The organism is Staphylococcus sp. LKG4-2 (assembly GCF_050955665.1).
GTDB lineage: Bacteria > Bacillota > Bacilli > Staphylococcales > Staphylococcaceae > Staphylococcus > Staphylococcus saprophyticus.
In genome coordinates, this window is record NZ_CP194532.1 from 1314092 (window position 1) to 1328451 (window position 14360).

Here is a 14360-nt window from a genome sequence, read left to right on the forward strand (position 1 = left end):
ATGTTCATCGATTTGAATACGTGAAGTGTGCATTGAATGTGAATTGATTTTTATTTAATCCCATGATGAACAAGCTAGTATCGTAAATTATTTAACAATTATATGATTTATGTCTCAGTCTCTTTTCTTTTTAGTAAAAGCGAGTATAATGCTAACAGTGTAAGTTTTAATCGGATAGTTAAAACATATGAAAATGTATTTAAGTGCGTATATTCAATCTAATTTAGTTATAAAATGTATTAATGTTAAATCATTAAAATGAATAGGTGGAGCGCATGCATATATTCTGTTAAATGAAATGTTTATATGTAGCATATTCCGATTAAGATATAAAATTTTAAAAGCCGACGCTTTTCGGAGTTCAAATAAACTACAAGAAAAAATTGGAGTGAAAACATTGATATACCTTGATAACGCTGCAACAACGAAGCCTAATCAAGATGTGTTAGATACTTTTATTAAAGTGAATCAATCACTATATTTTAATCCTAATAGTCCACATCAAGCAGGTTTACAAGCAGAACAATTATTACAACAATCAAAACGACAAATTAAAGACTTATTTAATTTAGATAATACATTTGATATTATTTATACAAGTGGTGCTACTGAATCAAATAATATAGCACTTAAAGGTATTGCTTATAAGAAAAAGAATTTCGCCAATGAAATTATCACTTCATTATTAGAACATCCCTCCGTTTTAGAAGTGGTTCGTTCACTAGAGGACGAAGGATTTATTGTGAAGTATGTCGATGTAACAGATGAAGGTCGAATAGATTTGAATCACCTTCAAACATTAATGTCAGATAATGTAGGACTTGTTACATGTATGCATGTCAACAATATAATGGGTCAAATACAACCGATTGCCGATATAGCAGAGATTGTTCATCAATATCCTAAAGCACATTTACATGTTGATGCAGTACAAGCTATTGGGAAAACACCACTCATATTTGAAGGTGTAGATACACTTAGTCTAAGCGGACATAAATTTAATGGTTTGAAAGGCCAAGGCATTTTATTTGTTCGAAATATACATCAGTTAGAACCAATTGTTCATGGTGGTGGACAAGAATTTGGTGTGAGAAGTGGGACGGTTAACTTACCGATGGATATTGCTATCGTTAAAGCGATGAAATCAGCAGTTAATCATACACAGGATTTAAATAGTCGGTTAAGCGAATTTAATAATGAATTACGCCAATATTTGGTTGCATTTCGTGGTGTTGAGGTTAATTCACCTAAGGGTGCTGCTGCTCATATTTTAAATGTTGGGTTGGCAGGTGTTAAAGGTGAAGTATTGGTGAATGCATTCTCTAAAAATGACATCATGTTATCAACGACGAGTGCTTGTTCTTCGAAAAAAGCAAGTCTTAATGAAGTTTTGTTAGCAATGGGTATTCCAACGAAGCAAATTGAAGGTAGTATCCGTATTTCTATGGATAGCTATACTACTGAAGCAGATATTGAAACATTCAAGGAAAAATTCAAATTAGTATATGAAGAAGTGAAGGAGTTGTTAGTATGATTTATGATCACATATTAGTGAGGTACGGTGAGCTTACTTTAAAAGGCGCCAACCGTAAAATATTTGTGAACAAATTACGTTCTAATGTAAAGCTTGCATTAATGCCGTTACAAGGTTATACAGTAAAGGCAAATAGAGACAGAATGTATATTGAATTAGACGAAGGCGCAGATATTGAAGAAATGTGTAATCGACTAAAAAAAGTCTTCGGTATTTATTCTATCAGTCCCGTATTAAAAATTGAAAAGACAGTAGAAGCGGTTAATGAATTAGCGGTGCGCTTTGCTAAGGAATATGCAGATGGTGATACATTTAAAATTGATGTAAAACGTTCAGATAAAAACTTTCCATATGATACGTATGCATTGCAACGCACGGTCGGTGGCGCTGTTTTAGATGCTACGAACCATTTATCAGTCGATGTGCATAACCCAGATCACAACATTAAAGTAGAAGTACGTTTAGATGCAATCTATATGTACGATCAAGTGATTGAAGGTTCAGGTGGATTACCAGTAGGTACGGGTGGTAAGACATTGCTTATGCTATCCGGCGGTATTGATTCACCTGTTGCAGGTATAGAAGTTATGCGCAGAGGTGTTACAGTAGAAGCGATTCATTTTCATAGTCCGCCATTTACAAGTGAAAAAGCGAAAGAAAAGGTTATTGAATTAACACGCATTTTATCTGGACATGTAGGACCCATAAAATTGCATATTGTTCCTTTTACAGATTTACAAAAACAAGTTAATAAAGTTGTACATGAACGCTATACAATGACTTCAACAAGACGCATGATGATGCGCGTTGCGGATAAAGTTGTTCATGATATTGATGCCCATGCGATAGTAAATGGTGAAAATTTAGGTCAAGTGGCAAGTCAAACGCTAAAAAGTATGTATGCTATTAACCATGTCACTTCTACACCAGTACTTCGCCCGTTATTAACGTTAGATAAAGAAGATATTGTAAAAAAAGCGAAAGAAATTGGAACGTTTGATGTGTCTATTCAACCTTATGAAGATTGTTGCACAATCTTCACGCCAAAAAATCCTATAACTGAACCAGATATTGAAAAAGTAGAAAAATATGAAATTGGTTATGATTTTGAACCATTAGTACAACAAGCTGTAGATGGTATTGAAACATTGCTTATTACTAGTGATTACCAAAGTGAAAAAGATACAGCAACACAAGCACTAGCTGACGATTTATTTTAATATATTAAAGTATCATGGAATATATATTTTTTAATAAATAAAGGGGTTGGTTAAATGTTAGAGTGGGATGTTTCAATTGTAATCATCATTATTCTTCTTGGATTTTTGGCTGCATTTATTGATGCAGTTGTAGGCGGTGGTGGTTTAATATCAATACCTGCATTGCTTGCAGTTGGTATGCCACCATCCACAGCATTAGGAACAAATAAATTAGCAAGTGCATTCGGTTCTTTGACAAGTGCATTTCGCTTTTTGCGTTCTGGCAATGTAGATTTGAAAATTGTTGGTAAATTATTTCCATTTGTATTTGTATTCGCTATTGGTGGCGCCAGTATCGCCACATTCTTACCTTCAGAGCTCTTAAAACCAGTTGTTATTGTTATACTAACCATTGTGATGATTTACACGATTATGAAAAAAGATTGGGGTAACGTCCGTACCTTTACCAAATTAACTTTTGGGAAAGCAATACTATTTGCTTTACTCATGTGTTTAATAGGCTTTTATGATGGCTTTTTAGGTGGCGGAACGGGTTCTTTTATGCTCTTTATTTTACTAATGTTTGGTTTTGATTTTTTAGGCGCGGCAGGTAATGCGAAAGTGTTAAACTTTGCCTCCAATTTAGGTGCACTCCTCTTATTTATATGCTTAGGCCAAGTGGATTATTTTTATGGCTTGATTATGGCTGTAAGTATGATATGTGGTTCTTATGTAGGTGCTATGTTTGCTATAAAAAAAGGTGTGGGCTACGTCAAAGTATTATTTATAGTCGTGACTGCAATATTAATCTTGAAAAATGCTTATGATTATTTAATACAAATCATATAGCTATCAATTAGTACAGTATATAAAATCTGTTATAAATACATAAGTCTCATTTTTGTAGTAGTTTTGAGTCAAACACGTGATTGGATTTTAACAGAAAGTGTTTATCAATAAGTAACAGTATGGTCTAAAGTAAATGATGAATTGTTGAGAGCATAGTAAGAAATCAAAATGGATTGATTTCTTACTATGCTCTCTTTATTAATCTTATTTAAGGTATACATTTAGGATTTAATTGTGTTTAAATGAAGAAGGAATCAATAGAAAATATATGGGAGTGACGATGAATGTCGAAAAAGCGTATTATCGCCTTAATACTTGCAGTTGTGATCGTTCTAGGTGGTATAATAATGAGTTCTATTTCAGCTGTTGTTTCATCTTTATTTAGTGAATCAACTACATCTGATACGAATCCTTTTACAGAGAAAGTAGAAAAAGAAGGTAATTCCAGCAAACGTATCGCTCATCTAACATTAAATGGTGAAATTACTGAAGGTACTGGTGGTGGCCTGTTCGGTGGTGAAGGATATAACCATGAAGCATTTTTAAAACAGTTGGATAATGTGAAAAAAGATGATTCTATAAAAGGTGTGCTGTTAACGGTCAATACACCCGGTGGCGGTACATATCCAAGTGATGAAATTTATGAAAAGATAAAAGAAATTAAACAAAAACATAAAAAGATTTATGTACATATGGATAGCATGGCTGCGTCAGGTGGATATTATATTTCAGCACCTGCAGATAAGATTTATGCAGGTCCACAAACAATGACTGGTTCAATCGGAGTGATTATGTCTAGTATCGATTACTCCGGATTACAAAAGAATTTAGGTATCAAACAAAACGTAATCAAATCAGGTGAACATAAAGATATTTTAAGCAGTTCAAGAGAAATGACAAGCGAAGAAAGAGATATCTTACAATCTGTTTTAGATGATAGCTTCAATAGATTTGTTAATATTGTAAAAGACGGTCGAGATATGCCAGAAAGTAAAGTTAGAAAGCTGGCAGATGGTCGAATTTATAGCGCGCAACAAGCGAAAAGTAATGGTCTGATTGACGAAATTGGTTACGAAGATCAAACTGTCAAAGCATTGAAAAAAGATATTAATGCTAAGGACGCAGAAGTGTTTGATTATAGCACAGACGGTGGTTGGTTCTCATCAATGTATAATGTGAAATCAAGCATTTCTCAGTTTACAAATGAAATCAAAGATGTGAAATCAATCATTACAAATGATACTAAAACTGAACCTATGTATCTTTACGAGGGTTAGGTGAAATTATGGAAAACATACAAGACAGTGTTTCAGAATATACAAAAGATAGTGCACAAAAAATAGATACAGATGCACTGTATCATGAACAAATGTTAAAAGCTTTATATGCTGGTTTTGGTATTAGGTTTTGTGCTTTCATAATAGATTTGTTAATCATTTTCGGAGTACATAGTTTGATCTTAAAACCGATTTATCATTTCACAAATTTAGATTCAGCAAAACTATGGATTGATTATTTTAGTGTGGGTCATCTGTTGGATGCATTAGTATTTTATTTGTATTTTGTATTAATGACAAAATATTTTAAACAAACACTTGGTAAAATGATTTGCAATATCAGAGTAGAGCGCATGGACAGACAACAGCTAACGTGGACAGATGTACTGTTTAGAGAATGGATTGGACGTATTATTAGCGGTGTATTTGCAAACTTGCCTTATTTAGTGACAATTTTTACTAAAAAGCATAGAGGTATACATGATTATTTCGCAGATACGGTGGTCATAAAAAATAAATTTGAAAAATTGTTTTATTTAAAGTAGGTTAACACTTATTACAGGTAGAATAGTATCATTCATAATTCTAAAGCGTTATAATAATTGAAGTACACATTTATAATTTAGGAGGCGTTCTAATGGCGCAAATTACATTCAAACAAGAACCAATTACTTTATTAGGTTCGCAAGTGAAAACAGGTGAAACAGCTCCAGAATTCACTTTGCTAGATAATGATTTAAATGAAGTAAACTTATCAACTTATGATGGTCAAAAGAAATTAATTAGTGTTGTACCATCTATAGATACAGGTGTTTGCGATCAACAAACGCGTAAATTTAACGAAGAAGCTTCACAAGAAGATGGCGTTGTATTAACTGTTTCAGTTGATTTACCATTCGCACAAAAAAGATGGTGTGCATCGAACGGATTAGATAACGTGATTACATTAAGTGACCATAAAGACTTATCTTTTGGTAAAAACTATGGTGTCGTAATGGAAGAATTACGTTTACTTGCACGTTCCGTTTTTGTATTAGATAAAAATAATAAAGTCGTATATTCAGAGATTGTTTCTGAAGGTACAGATTTCCCAGACTTTGAATCAGCATTAGAAGCATATCGCAATATTTAATTACGTTTTGCAATATATATAATAAGTTAAATATATTGTTGCTCAAGCAAACAGTATCATTGACATTATAAAAATTACTGTCCATAATTATTTGGTAAAATAAGTTAGTATAAACTGGCTTGATTTCAATTAAATTATGGGCAGTTTTTTTAGAAAGGACTATTAAATGACACAAGAAGAAACAGTAATGGAGCAGTTATTCAAAACATTAGATGAAAAAGTAAAGGATTTAAATGATGGAAACGGACAAAGTTTTATCGAAAATTTAGGTCTTGCTATGGAGCATATTTATACAAATAAGAGAGAGTTATTAGAACAAGCTACATTGCAAGATAGAAGGAAAGCATTCCAGTTTGCATATCTAAGTCTAATGCAAAAAGAAGATATACAAGCAAATCATCAAATTACACCAGATTCTATTGGCCTAATTTTAGGCTTTTTAGCTGAACGATTCTTAAAAAATAACGAGTCAATGCACATTGCAGATATTGCTAGTGGTGCTGGACATTTAAGTGCTTCGGTACACGAGGTGCTTTCAGATCACACTTTAATGCATCACTTAGTAGAAGTAGATCCAGTACTTTCTAGAGTAAGTGTCCATTTGGCTAACTTTTTAGAAATACCGTTTGATGTTTATCCTCAAGATGCAATTATGCCTTTACCTTTCGAAGACGCAGACGTTGTAATAGGGGATTTACCAATTGGATACTATCCTGTTGATGATAGAAGTAAAGAAATGGCACTTGGTTTCGATGAAGGGCACAGTTATTCTCATTTCTTATTGATAGAGCAAGCTATTACAGCTATGAAAGCATCTGGTTATGCATTTTTAGTTGTTCCAAGCAATATTTTTGAAGGTGAAAATGTGAAACAGTTGCAAAATTTCATTGCTACAGAGACAGAAATGCAAGCATTCTTAAATTTACCATCAACCTTATTTAAAAATGAAAAAGCACGTAAATCTATCCTTGTATTACAGAAAAAAGAAACGAATGTGACGAAACCAGTCGAAGTTTTATTAGCAAATATACCAGATTTCAAGAGCCCACAACAGTTCCAAGCATTTTTACAAGATTTAAATGCATGGATGCAAGAAAATCATCCTGAAAATTAAACTGTAATATTCTTGAATTCATACTGTATTAATGATTAAATAGTAATGGATATAAAACTTATTTGAAAATGGAGGCATTGTGCTTATGTCAAAATTGATTTTGGCTATAAATGCTGGTAGTTCATCTTTGAAATTTCAACTTATTGAAATGCCGGAAGAAAAAATTGTAACTAAGGGACTTATTGAACGTATTGGATTAAAAGATTCAGTATTCACTATTGAAGTAAATGGGGATAAAATTAAAGAAACAAATGATATTGCTGATCACGAAGAAGCAGTTAATATCATGTTAGATAGTTTCAAAAAACATGGTGTCATTGATAGTATTTATGACATTAATGGTACTGGACACCGAGTTGTACATGGTGGCGAATTATTCCCAGAGTCAGTTTATATAACTGATGAAGTAGAAAAGCAAATTGAAAGTTTAAGTGAATTAGCACCTTTACACAACCCAGCTAACTTAATGGGTATCCGCGCTTTCCGTAAATTATTACCGGAAATTCCACATGTCGCAGTGTTTGATACATCATTCCATCAAACAATGCCTGAAAAATCGTTCTTGTATAGTTTACCTTATCAATATTATAAAGATTATGGTATTCGTAAATATGGTTTCCACGGTACGAGCCATAAATATGTCTCTCAACGTGCAGCAGATATTTTAGGTAAACCAATTGAAGAATTACGTCTTATTTCTTGTCATATTGGTAATGGTGCCTCTATAGCTGCTATCGATGGTGGAGAATCTGTAGATACATCCATGGGATTCACACCTTTAGCTGGTGTGACAATGGGAACACGTTCAGGTAACATTGACCCTGCATTAATTCCGTTTATCATGGAAAAAACAGGTAAGAATGCTGAAGAAGTCTTAAATACGTTGAATAAGGAATCAGGATTACTTGGTATCTCTGGTACATCTAGTGATTTAAGAGATATTCAAGGAGAAGCTGAAGAGGGCAAAGATAGAGCTCAATTAGCACTCGATGTCTTCGCTTCACGTATTCACAAATATATCGGTTCTTATGCGACACGTATGCATGGTGTAGATGTTATCGTATTTACAGCAGGCGTTGGTGAAAATTCTGATGTTGTAAGAGCTAAAGTGTTAGAAGGATTAGAATTTATGGGAGTATATTGGGATGCTAAGAAAAATGAAAGCATTCATGGTGAAGAAGCATTTATTAACTACCCACACTCACCAGTTAAAGTTATCGTTATTCCAACAAATGAAGAAGTTATGATTGCGCGTGACGTTATCAATTTTGGTGATCTTAAATAAATTATATTTAAATAAGTAAAGGCATTTTCCAAAATCGGAAAATGCCTTTTTTGTTATTTTGGAATAACTTCAAACGCCATAAATTGTTGCTTTTGAGCCTTATTAAAATTATTGTCAGCAACTATAACAATGCTGTCGTGTCCATTTGGTAATTGTTTACCAAATGTAATACCTTCGATATTATCTATGTGACCAATATCTTCTTTATTTAAATCAGCGATGAGTTCTTTTTTTACAGGGTGAATCTTAGTTTGCTTTAATGACTCTTGATTTTTAATATCTGTAGCTTGGTCGGTATTTATTTTATAAATGCGTACATAATTGTGATATGAATTATCAGAAGATTGCACACTTGCGCGTTCCAAAGTTAAAAATTCATGATTGTTAATTGCTAATAATTCAGAAACGCCATTTTCAGCTTCCTTACCCTTACCAGGTGATTTCGGTATAGCATCTAAACGATATGCATATTCGTTTAATAAGCGTCCTTGTCTATCATATTGTGTGATGCGAGATAATCCCTCTGTTGTAGGTGTAGGGGATTTACCATCTTGTATTAAAGGCGCTTCTGTTGCTGTCCAAATAGAATGCCCATCTGCTGAAAATGTACTTCCTTCTAATGCGAGATTATTACGGAAACCATGTTTTGCATGTTGATCCATTTTTTGTGTGTGGCTTATAGGTATTTCTGTAATAAAGTCGCCCTGTAACGAAGCTAAATGGATAAAAGGATTTAGGCCTAAACTACGATCACCTTCACTTGTATACATGATTTGTTTGTATAAAGGGTCGAAGCGAATAGATTATGGATCAGCAACGATATCTTGTGGATTGTCTTTGTAATGGTTCTTGTTAGTATAGTTTGAACCATTCGGCTGTTTTAGAAAGTGCATAGATTGTAGCTTAATTTTATTAAAATGATTTTGGTTATAGTTTAGTTTTGCTTCGTAGAATCTAGAAGGATTTTGTTCTGAACGATCAGCACTTATTAATAACCAACGATGAGTTGTTGGTTGATAGGTAATTCCAGAAATAGCGCCAACTTTTGTATCATCGAATTGAGTGTTATATGGCACAGTTTGACTACCTATAAATCTAAGGTCGTCTACGGATTGTGTTGCGTGTTCGGATACTTTAGCCTTTGCACTAACTTGACTATTATATGTGTGACTCAAAGTAGTTAATGCTAATAAACTTATTGCGAATGATTTATAAATCATTTTCATATTTACATGCTCCTTAATTTAAAAGTATTAAATTAAGTATAAAGGATAGGTGTGAAATGAAATTAAAATTTCAATGACTATATTGTAAAGTAGTGAGTGAAATGAAGATTTTTGAAATTTAAAATGAGGAGAGGGGGGGCTTTACAGCTACTGTTTAATTGAAAAAAGCCTGAGACATCTATTAATGTCTCAAGCTCTTTTCGTAATTATCTTGTTCAATCAGCCCTATAAATTAAAAACTATTTAGTGAGCTTGATATTGAGATCTAAACTCATCAGTGGCAACTTGAGGTTGGAAATCTTCAGGAAGTTCTTCTGTACGAACCACTAACACATCACATGGAGAATGGCGAACAATTGCTTCAGATACTGAACCAACGATAAATCTTTCGACAGCATTTAACCCTGAAGTACCGCACATAATTAAGTCAGCATCTACATCTGTTGCTAGCTTTTTAGGTATAATAGCTTTTGGTGAACCAAATTCTAAACGTGTTTCAACGTTTTTCACACCAGCATTTGTAGCAACTTCTTTATAACCTTTTAATAAATCGTCTGAGAAATTTTTTGACTTCTCAGTAAATTGAGCATCATACACTTCATATGAAGAATATGTTCTTGAATCAATGACATTCACCACTGTTAATTTTGCATCATTACGTTTTGCCACATCCACTGCTTTGTTAAAGGCCCATTCAGCTTCATGTGATCCATCGACGGCTATTAAAATACTTTTATAAGTTAGCATCGTAATTACCTCCTTATTTTTCTTACTTATATTATACCACCGTTTACAGAATATTAACATAATTTAAATGTTGTAAAAGTACTCTAAACTTTGATTGCGCTTTCATAAAATACGCGTTACTATAAATTTGGAGGTGGATGAAATGATTATAGGTATTCCGAAAGAGATTAAAAACAATGAAAATAGAGTGAGTTTGTCACCAAGTGGTGTACATGCATTGGTAGAACAAGGTCATACTGTCATTGTTGAAAAATCTGCAGGCTTAGGTTCGTATTTTGAAGATGTAGACTATACTGAAGCTGGTGCAAGCATCGTTAATGAACAAGCTGAAGTATGGAACGTAGATATGGTTATGAAAGTGAAAGAACCATTAGAAGAAGAGTTTCAATATTTCAAAGAAGGTCTAATTCTATTTACTTATTTACATCTAGCGAATGAAGAAAAATTAACTCGAGCTTTACTAGAAAATAAAGTAGTTGGTATTGCTTACGAAACGGTCCAATTGCCTGATCGTACATTACCATTATTAACACCAATGAGTGAGGTTGCAGGTCGTATGTCTGCACAAATTGGTGCTGAATTTTTACAAAAATATAAAGGTGGCATGGGCATTTTACTTGGTGGTGTACCTGGCGTATCAAAAGGTCGCGTATCTATCATTGGCGGTGGTCAAGCTGGAACAAATGCTGCTAAAATTGCACTTGGTTTAGGTGCTGATGTTACAATTTTAGATGTTAATCCTAAACGTTTACAAGAATTAGAAGATTTGTTTGATGGACGTGTCCACACAATCATGTCTAACCCTTTAAATATAGAACAATGTGTGAAAGATAGCGATTTAGTTATTGGTGCTGTATTAATTCCAGGCGCTAAGGCACCAAATCTTGTAACTGAAGATATGGTCAAAGAAATGAGAGATGGAGCCGTTATCGTTGATATTGCAATTGACCAAGGTGGTATTTTTGAAACAACGGATCGAATTTCCACACATGATGACCCAACATATAAAAAACATGGCGTCGTACACTATGCTGTTGCGAATATGCCTGGTGCAGTGCCACGCACATCTACAATTGCTCTAAATAATGCAACGTTACCATATGCCCAACAACTAGCAAGTAAAGGCTATTTAAAGGCTTTACAAGATAACCATGCATTGTCATTAGGACTTAATACAATTAATGGCGAGTTGACGAACAAAGGCGTAGCGGAAGCATTGAACCTATCTTATACAGATATCGAAAGTGCACTTAAATAATATAAGTAATGAATTATTAAATAAAAAACTGGCAAGTCTTGGAGTATTTAACTCAAAAAGACTTGCCAGTTTTTTATTTTGCTATGTCAAAATGATAATGTCATTAAGAAAATATGGGAAGTATTTAAACGATTTTAGTACCGTGGACTTCTTGGAACGGAAAGGCTTCAAGAAGTTCAGGAAGATTGTCTTTATTCAGACCGCCGCCAGGCACGATTTCGATGTGACCGCCTGAATTTACTACAAGTTTACCTAATTGATTTAAGTTATCGAACAGATTTGTATCGCTCGGTCCGCCATGTGTTAATAAACGTGTAAACCCTATATCAATTAATTGGTGTAAAGCCTTAATTTGTCCTTCTAGGTAAATTTCATCAAATGCCATATGACATACAACTGGAGTAGGTGAGGACAAATTTTTCAAGGTCTTCATTTGCCATTCGTTTAAAGTTGAGTCCTCAGTTAAACAACCAAAGACAAAATAATCTACATTTAATTGTTTCAATGATTTTATGTCACGTTGCATGATTTCGAAATCATACAAGTTATAAACAAAATGACCACCACGTGGACGAATCATAACAGCAATCTCAACGTGGTTAGCTTTGCATATTTCTGTTGCAATTTCTACCATGCCGAAACTAGGTGTAGTACCACCCACACTTAAATTATCGCAAAGTTCAATTCGATTAGCACCATTGGCAACAGCTTGCTCAACTTGCTGAATTGTTTCTACTACGGCCTCTTTTATCATTTTTCGTAACCAGTTAAAATTTCATTACCATTTTCAGTAACTAAGATGTCATCCTCAATTCTTACACCAGCTACACCTGGTACATAAATACCGGGTTCAACAGTTATAACCATGCCTGCTTTAAATTCATTTGTATTTGTACTTGAAACGTCTTGATATTCATGTTCTTCTAAGCCTAAGCCATGTCCTAGGCGATGAGGAAAGTATTCGCCATAACCCGCTTCAGTAATGATGTTACGTGCAATATCATCTACATCTTTAATCGTTACACCAGGTTTAATAGCTGCTATAGCTTCTTTTTCTGCTTTTAATACAACATCGTAAATTTCTTGTGCTTTAGCATCAGGTGTACCAAATTTAACCGTTCTAGTCATATCACTGCAGTAATTTTCATAAATAACCCCTAAATCAAATAAGACAAACTCGTCTTTTTTCAATTGGCGGTCTCCTGGTGTGCCATGAGGGGAAGCAGCATGGTCTCCAAATAATACCATAGTGTCGAAACTCATTTCATTTACACCATATGCTTTAATTTCATATTCAATATGATTGACAACTTGACGTTCAGTGACACCTTCTTTTAAGAAACTCACACCAATTTCGATACATTTATCGGCAAGTTCACAAGCTTTTTTAATTTTTTCGATTTCTGAGTCACTTTTAATATTACGTAATGTTTTGATTGTTTGATCAATATCCCCAAAGCTTTGTACACCAAAAGCATCAATAAGTTCACGTTGACGTTGTAATGTTAAATGTGCTGATTCAACAAGTAATTTATTGAATTTAATATCGTATTTATCTAAAGCATTTTCTGTGTCTAAATAACCGATAACTTCACCATTAAATGGAGAGGCGCGAACTTCTTCAACTTCTAATTGCGGGCAAAACAATACTTGTTCACCATTTGATTTAATTAGTAATGCAAGTAAACGTTCATGAGGATCACTTAAATAACCAGTGAAATAAAAAATATTTAAAGGTGTTGTTATCCAAGCAGCATCTGCCTGTTGGGATTTTAATTCTTCGGTAATCTGTTCTAATTTCATTTTAATTCATCCTCCTAAATAGTTAATCATATTTAATTTTATGTTACTTGATGAAGGAATTCAAAAGTTAAATATGATAATAAAACAATATCATAGGAAAATTTTTAAATTTAAGAAGAAAAACACTCAGTAAATTAAATTACCGTGTTATAGCGTGAGGGATTTGTGGTATATAAAGACTAAACATATTTACGGGAGGAATTAATTAATGAAACTTTCATTTCATGGTCAATCAACAATTTATTTTGAAGCAAATGGTAAAAAGGTTATTGTAGATCCGTTTATTACAGGCAATGGACAATCTGATTTAGATGCATCTACACTTAAAGTTGATTATATTATATTAACACATGGTCACGGAGATCATTTTGGAGATACAATAGAATTAGCTAATAGAAATCATGCTACTGTGATTGGTTCAGCAGAATTAGGTGATTATCTCACTACTTATCATAATGTGGAAAATGTTAGACCAATGAATATTGGAGGGAAAGCAGAATTTGATTTTGGTAATGTGAAATTTGTACAAGCATTCCATAGTTCAAGTTTAACTGATGAAAATGGTGTCCCAGTATACCTAGGTATGCCAATGGGTCTTATTTTAGAAATTGAAGGTAAGACGATTTATCACACTGGTGACACAGGATTATTCAGCGATATGAAATTAATTGCAGATCGTCATCCAGTGGATGTATGCTTTATTCCGATTGGTGACAATTTCACTATGGGAATCGACGATGCAAGCTATGCAATTAATTCGTTTATTAAACCGAAAATTTCAGTTCCAATACACTACGATACTTTTGAACTTATTGAACAAGATCCAAATAAGTTTAAAGAAGCAGTATCTGTAGGGGAAGTACAAATATTAGAACCGGGTGAAGACGTTTCATTCTAATCCCTTTATAAACTGTGTATTTAAATATATAATAAAAC

13 protein-coding genes and 1 pseudogene are annotated in these 14360 nt (G+C 33.5%); 10 read left to right on the forward strand and 4 right to left on the reverse strand.

The window, feature by feature from the left end:
- The first annotated feature begins 397 nt into the window (after window positions 1-397).
- The 8 genes from ACM6UH_RS06540 (at window position 398) to ACM6UH_RS06575 (ending at window position 8390) form a co-directional block, all read left to right on the forward strand.
- A complete protein-coding gene (locus tag ACM6UH_RS06540; RefSeq protein ID WP_041080011.1) occupies window positions 398-1534 on the forward strand; it encodes a cysteine desulfurase family protein in 1137 nt (378 codons plus the stop codon).
- Entirely contained in the window at window positions 1531-2754 is a 1224-nt protein-coding gene (thiI, locus tag ACM6UH_RS06545; RefSeq protein ID WP_011302892.1) for a tRNA uracil 4-sulfurtransferase ThiI, read from the forward strand. The genes ACM6UH_RS06540 and thiI overlap by 4 nt, the downstream gene beginning before the upstream one ends.
- A gap of 54 nt (window positions 2755-2808) precedes the next feature.
- A complete protein-coding gene (locus ACM6UH_RS06550; protein WP_011302893.1) occupies window positions 2809-3582 on the forward strand; it encodes a sulfite exporter TauE/SafE family protein in 774 nt (257 codons plus the stop codon).
- A gap of 284 nt (window positions 3583-3866) precedes the next feature.
- The gene (gene sppA / locus ACM6UH_RS06555; RefSeq protein ID WP_069793601.1) at window positions 3867-4859 is read left to right on the forward strand and encodes a signal peptide peptidase SppA; all 993 of its coding nucleotides are present in this window, start codon (window positions 3867-3869) and stop codon (window positions 4857-4859) included.
- An 8-nt stretch (window positions 4860-4867) separates the two neighbouring features.
- Complete coding sequence (locus ACM6UH_RS06560) at window positions 4868-5404, forward strand: RDD family protein (RefSeq protein ID WP_047504054.1); 537 nt, start codon at window positions 4868-4870, stop codon at window positions 5402-5404.
- Between the two features lie 92 nt (window positions 5405-5496).
- Window positions 5497-5991: a thiol peroxidase gene (gene tpx, locus ACM6UH_RS06565; protein ID WP_002483031.1), complete on the forward strand. Its 495-nt coding sequence runs from the start codon at window positions 5497-5499 to the stop codon at window positions 5989-5991.
- 166 nt (window positions 5992-6157) lie between these two features.
- Window positions 6158-7105, forward strand: a complete 948-nt coding sequence (locus ACM6UH_RS06570; RefSeq protein WP_011302896.1) for a class I SAM-dependent methyltransferase — start codon at window positions 6158-6160, stop codon at window positions 7103-7105.
- Between the two features lie 85 nt (window positions 7106-7190).
- On the forward strand, window positions 7191-8390 hold the full coding sequence (locus ACM6UH_RS06575) for an acetate kinase (protein ID WP_011302897.1): 1200 nt from the start codon (window positions 7191-7193) through the stop codon (window positions 8388-8390).
- A gap of 53 nt (window positions 8391-8443) precedes the next feature.
- On the opposite strand, the pseudogene ACM6UH_RS06580 reads toward ACM6UH_RS06575, so the two are convergent.
- Window positions 8444-9616: pseudogene (locus ACM6UH_RS06580) on the reverse strand (esterase-like activity of phytase family protein).
- A 243-nt stretch (window positions 9617-9859) separates the two neighbouring features.
- Window positions 9860-10363 (reverse strand): universal stress protein, encoded by a 504-nt coding sequence (locus tag ACM6UH_RS06585; RefSeq protein WP_047504052.1) that lies wholly within the window; start codon window positions 10361-10363, stop codon window positions 9860-9862.
- 142 nt (window positions 10364-10505) lie between these two features.
- On the opposite strand from ACM6UH_RS06585, the gene ald reads away from it, so the two are divergent.
- Window positions 10506-11621: an alanine dehydrogenase gene (gene ald, locus ACM6UH_RS06590; protein WP_011302900.1), complete on the forward strand. Its 1116-nt coding sequence runs from the start codon at window positions 10506-10508 to the stop codon at window positions 11619-11621.
- A 124-nt stretch (window positions 11622-11745) separates the two neighbouring features.
- Here ald and ACM6UH_RS06595 read toward each other — a convergent pair whose 3' ends face one another.
- Together ACM6UH_RS06595 and ACM6UH_RS06600 are read right to left on the reverse strand one after the other, a co-directional pair.
- A complete protein-coding gene (locus ACM6UH_RS06595; RefSeq protein WP_047504049.1) occupies window positions 11746-12375 on the reverse strand; it encodes a copper homeostasis protein CutC in 630 nt (209 codons plus the stop codon).
- Window positions 12372-13424 carry a M24 family metallopeptidase gene (locus ACM6UH_RS06600; RefSeq protein ID WP_069793602.1) on the reverse strand — a complete coding sequence of 351 codons (1053 nt, stop codon included), beginning with the start codon at window positions 13422-13424 and terminating at the stop codon, window positions 12372-12374. The genes ACM6UH_RS06595 and ACM6UH_RS06600 overlap by 4 nt, the downstream gene beginning before the upstream one ends.
- A 208-nt stretch (window positions 13425-13632) precedes the next feature.
- On the opposite strand from ACM6UH_RS06600, the gene ACM6UH_RS06605 reads away from it, so the two are divergent.
- The gene (locus ACM6UH_RS06605; RefSeq protein WP_047504044.1) at window positions 13633-14322 is read left to right on the forward strand and encodes a metal-dependent hydrolase; all 690 of its coding nucleotides are present in this window, start codon (window positions 13633-13635) and stop codon (window positions 14320-14322) included.
- Window positions 14323-14360 lie beyond the last annotated feature (38 nt).

Excerpts from the sequence above, each read along its gene's own strand:
- thiI (WP_011302892.1), top strand. The coding sequence starts at position 1,531 with ATGATTTATGATCACATATTAGTGAGGTACGGTGAGCTTACTTTAAAA.
- ACM6UH_RS06550 (WP_011302893.1), top strand. The coding sequence starts at position 2,809 with ATGTTAGAGTGGGATGTTTCAATTGTAATCATCATTATTCTTCTTGGA.
- sppA (WP_069793601.1), top strand. The coding sequence starts at position 3,867 with ATGTCGAAAAAGCGTATTATCGCCTTAATACTTGCAGTTGTGATCGTT.
- ACM6UH_RS06560 (WP_047504054.1), top strand. The coding sequence starts at position 4,868 with ATGGAAAACATACAAGACAGTGTTTCAGAATATACAAAAGATAGTGCA.
- tpx (WP_002483031.1), top strand. The coding sequence starts at position 5,497 with ATGGCGCAAATTACATTCAAACAAGAACCAATTACTTTATTAGGTTCG.
- ACM6UH_RS06570 (WP_011302896.1), top strand. The coding sequence starts at position 6,158 with ATGACACAAGAAGAAACAGTAATGGAGCAGTTATTCAAAACATTAGAT.
- ACM6UH_RS06575 (WP_011302897.1), top strand. The coding sequence starts at position 7,191 with ATGTCAAAATTGATTTTGGCTATAAATGCTGGTAGTTCATCTTTGAAA.
- ACM6UH_RS06585 (WP_047504052.1), bottom strand. The coding sequence starts at position 10,363 with ATGCTAACTTATAAAAGTATTTTAATAGCCGTCGATGGATCACATGAA.
- ald (WP_011302900.1), top strand. The coding sequence starts at position 10,506 with ATGATTATAGGTATTCCGAAAGAGATTAAAAACAATGAAAATAGAGTG.
- ACM6UH_RS06595 (WP_047504049.1), bottom strand. The coding sequence starts at position 12,375 with ATGATAAAAGAGGCCGTAGTAGAAACAATTCAGCAAGTTGAGCAAGCT.
- ACM6UH_RS06600 (WP_069793602.1), bottom strand. The coding sequence starts at position 13,424 with ATGAAATTAGAACAGATTACCGAAGAATTAAAATCCCAACAGGCAGAT.
- ACM6UH_RS06605 (WP_047504044.1), top strand. The coding sequence starts at position 13,633 with ATGAAACTTTCATTTCATGGTCAATCAACAATTTATTTTGAAGCAAAT.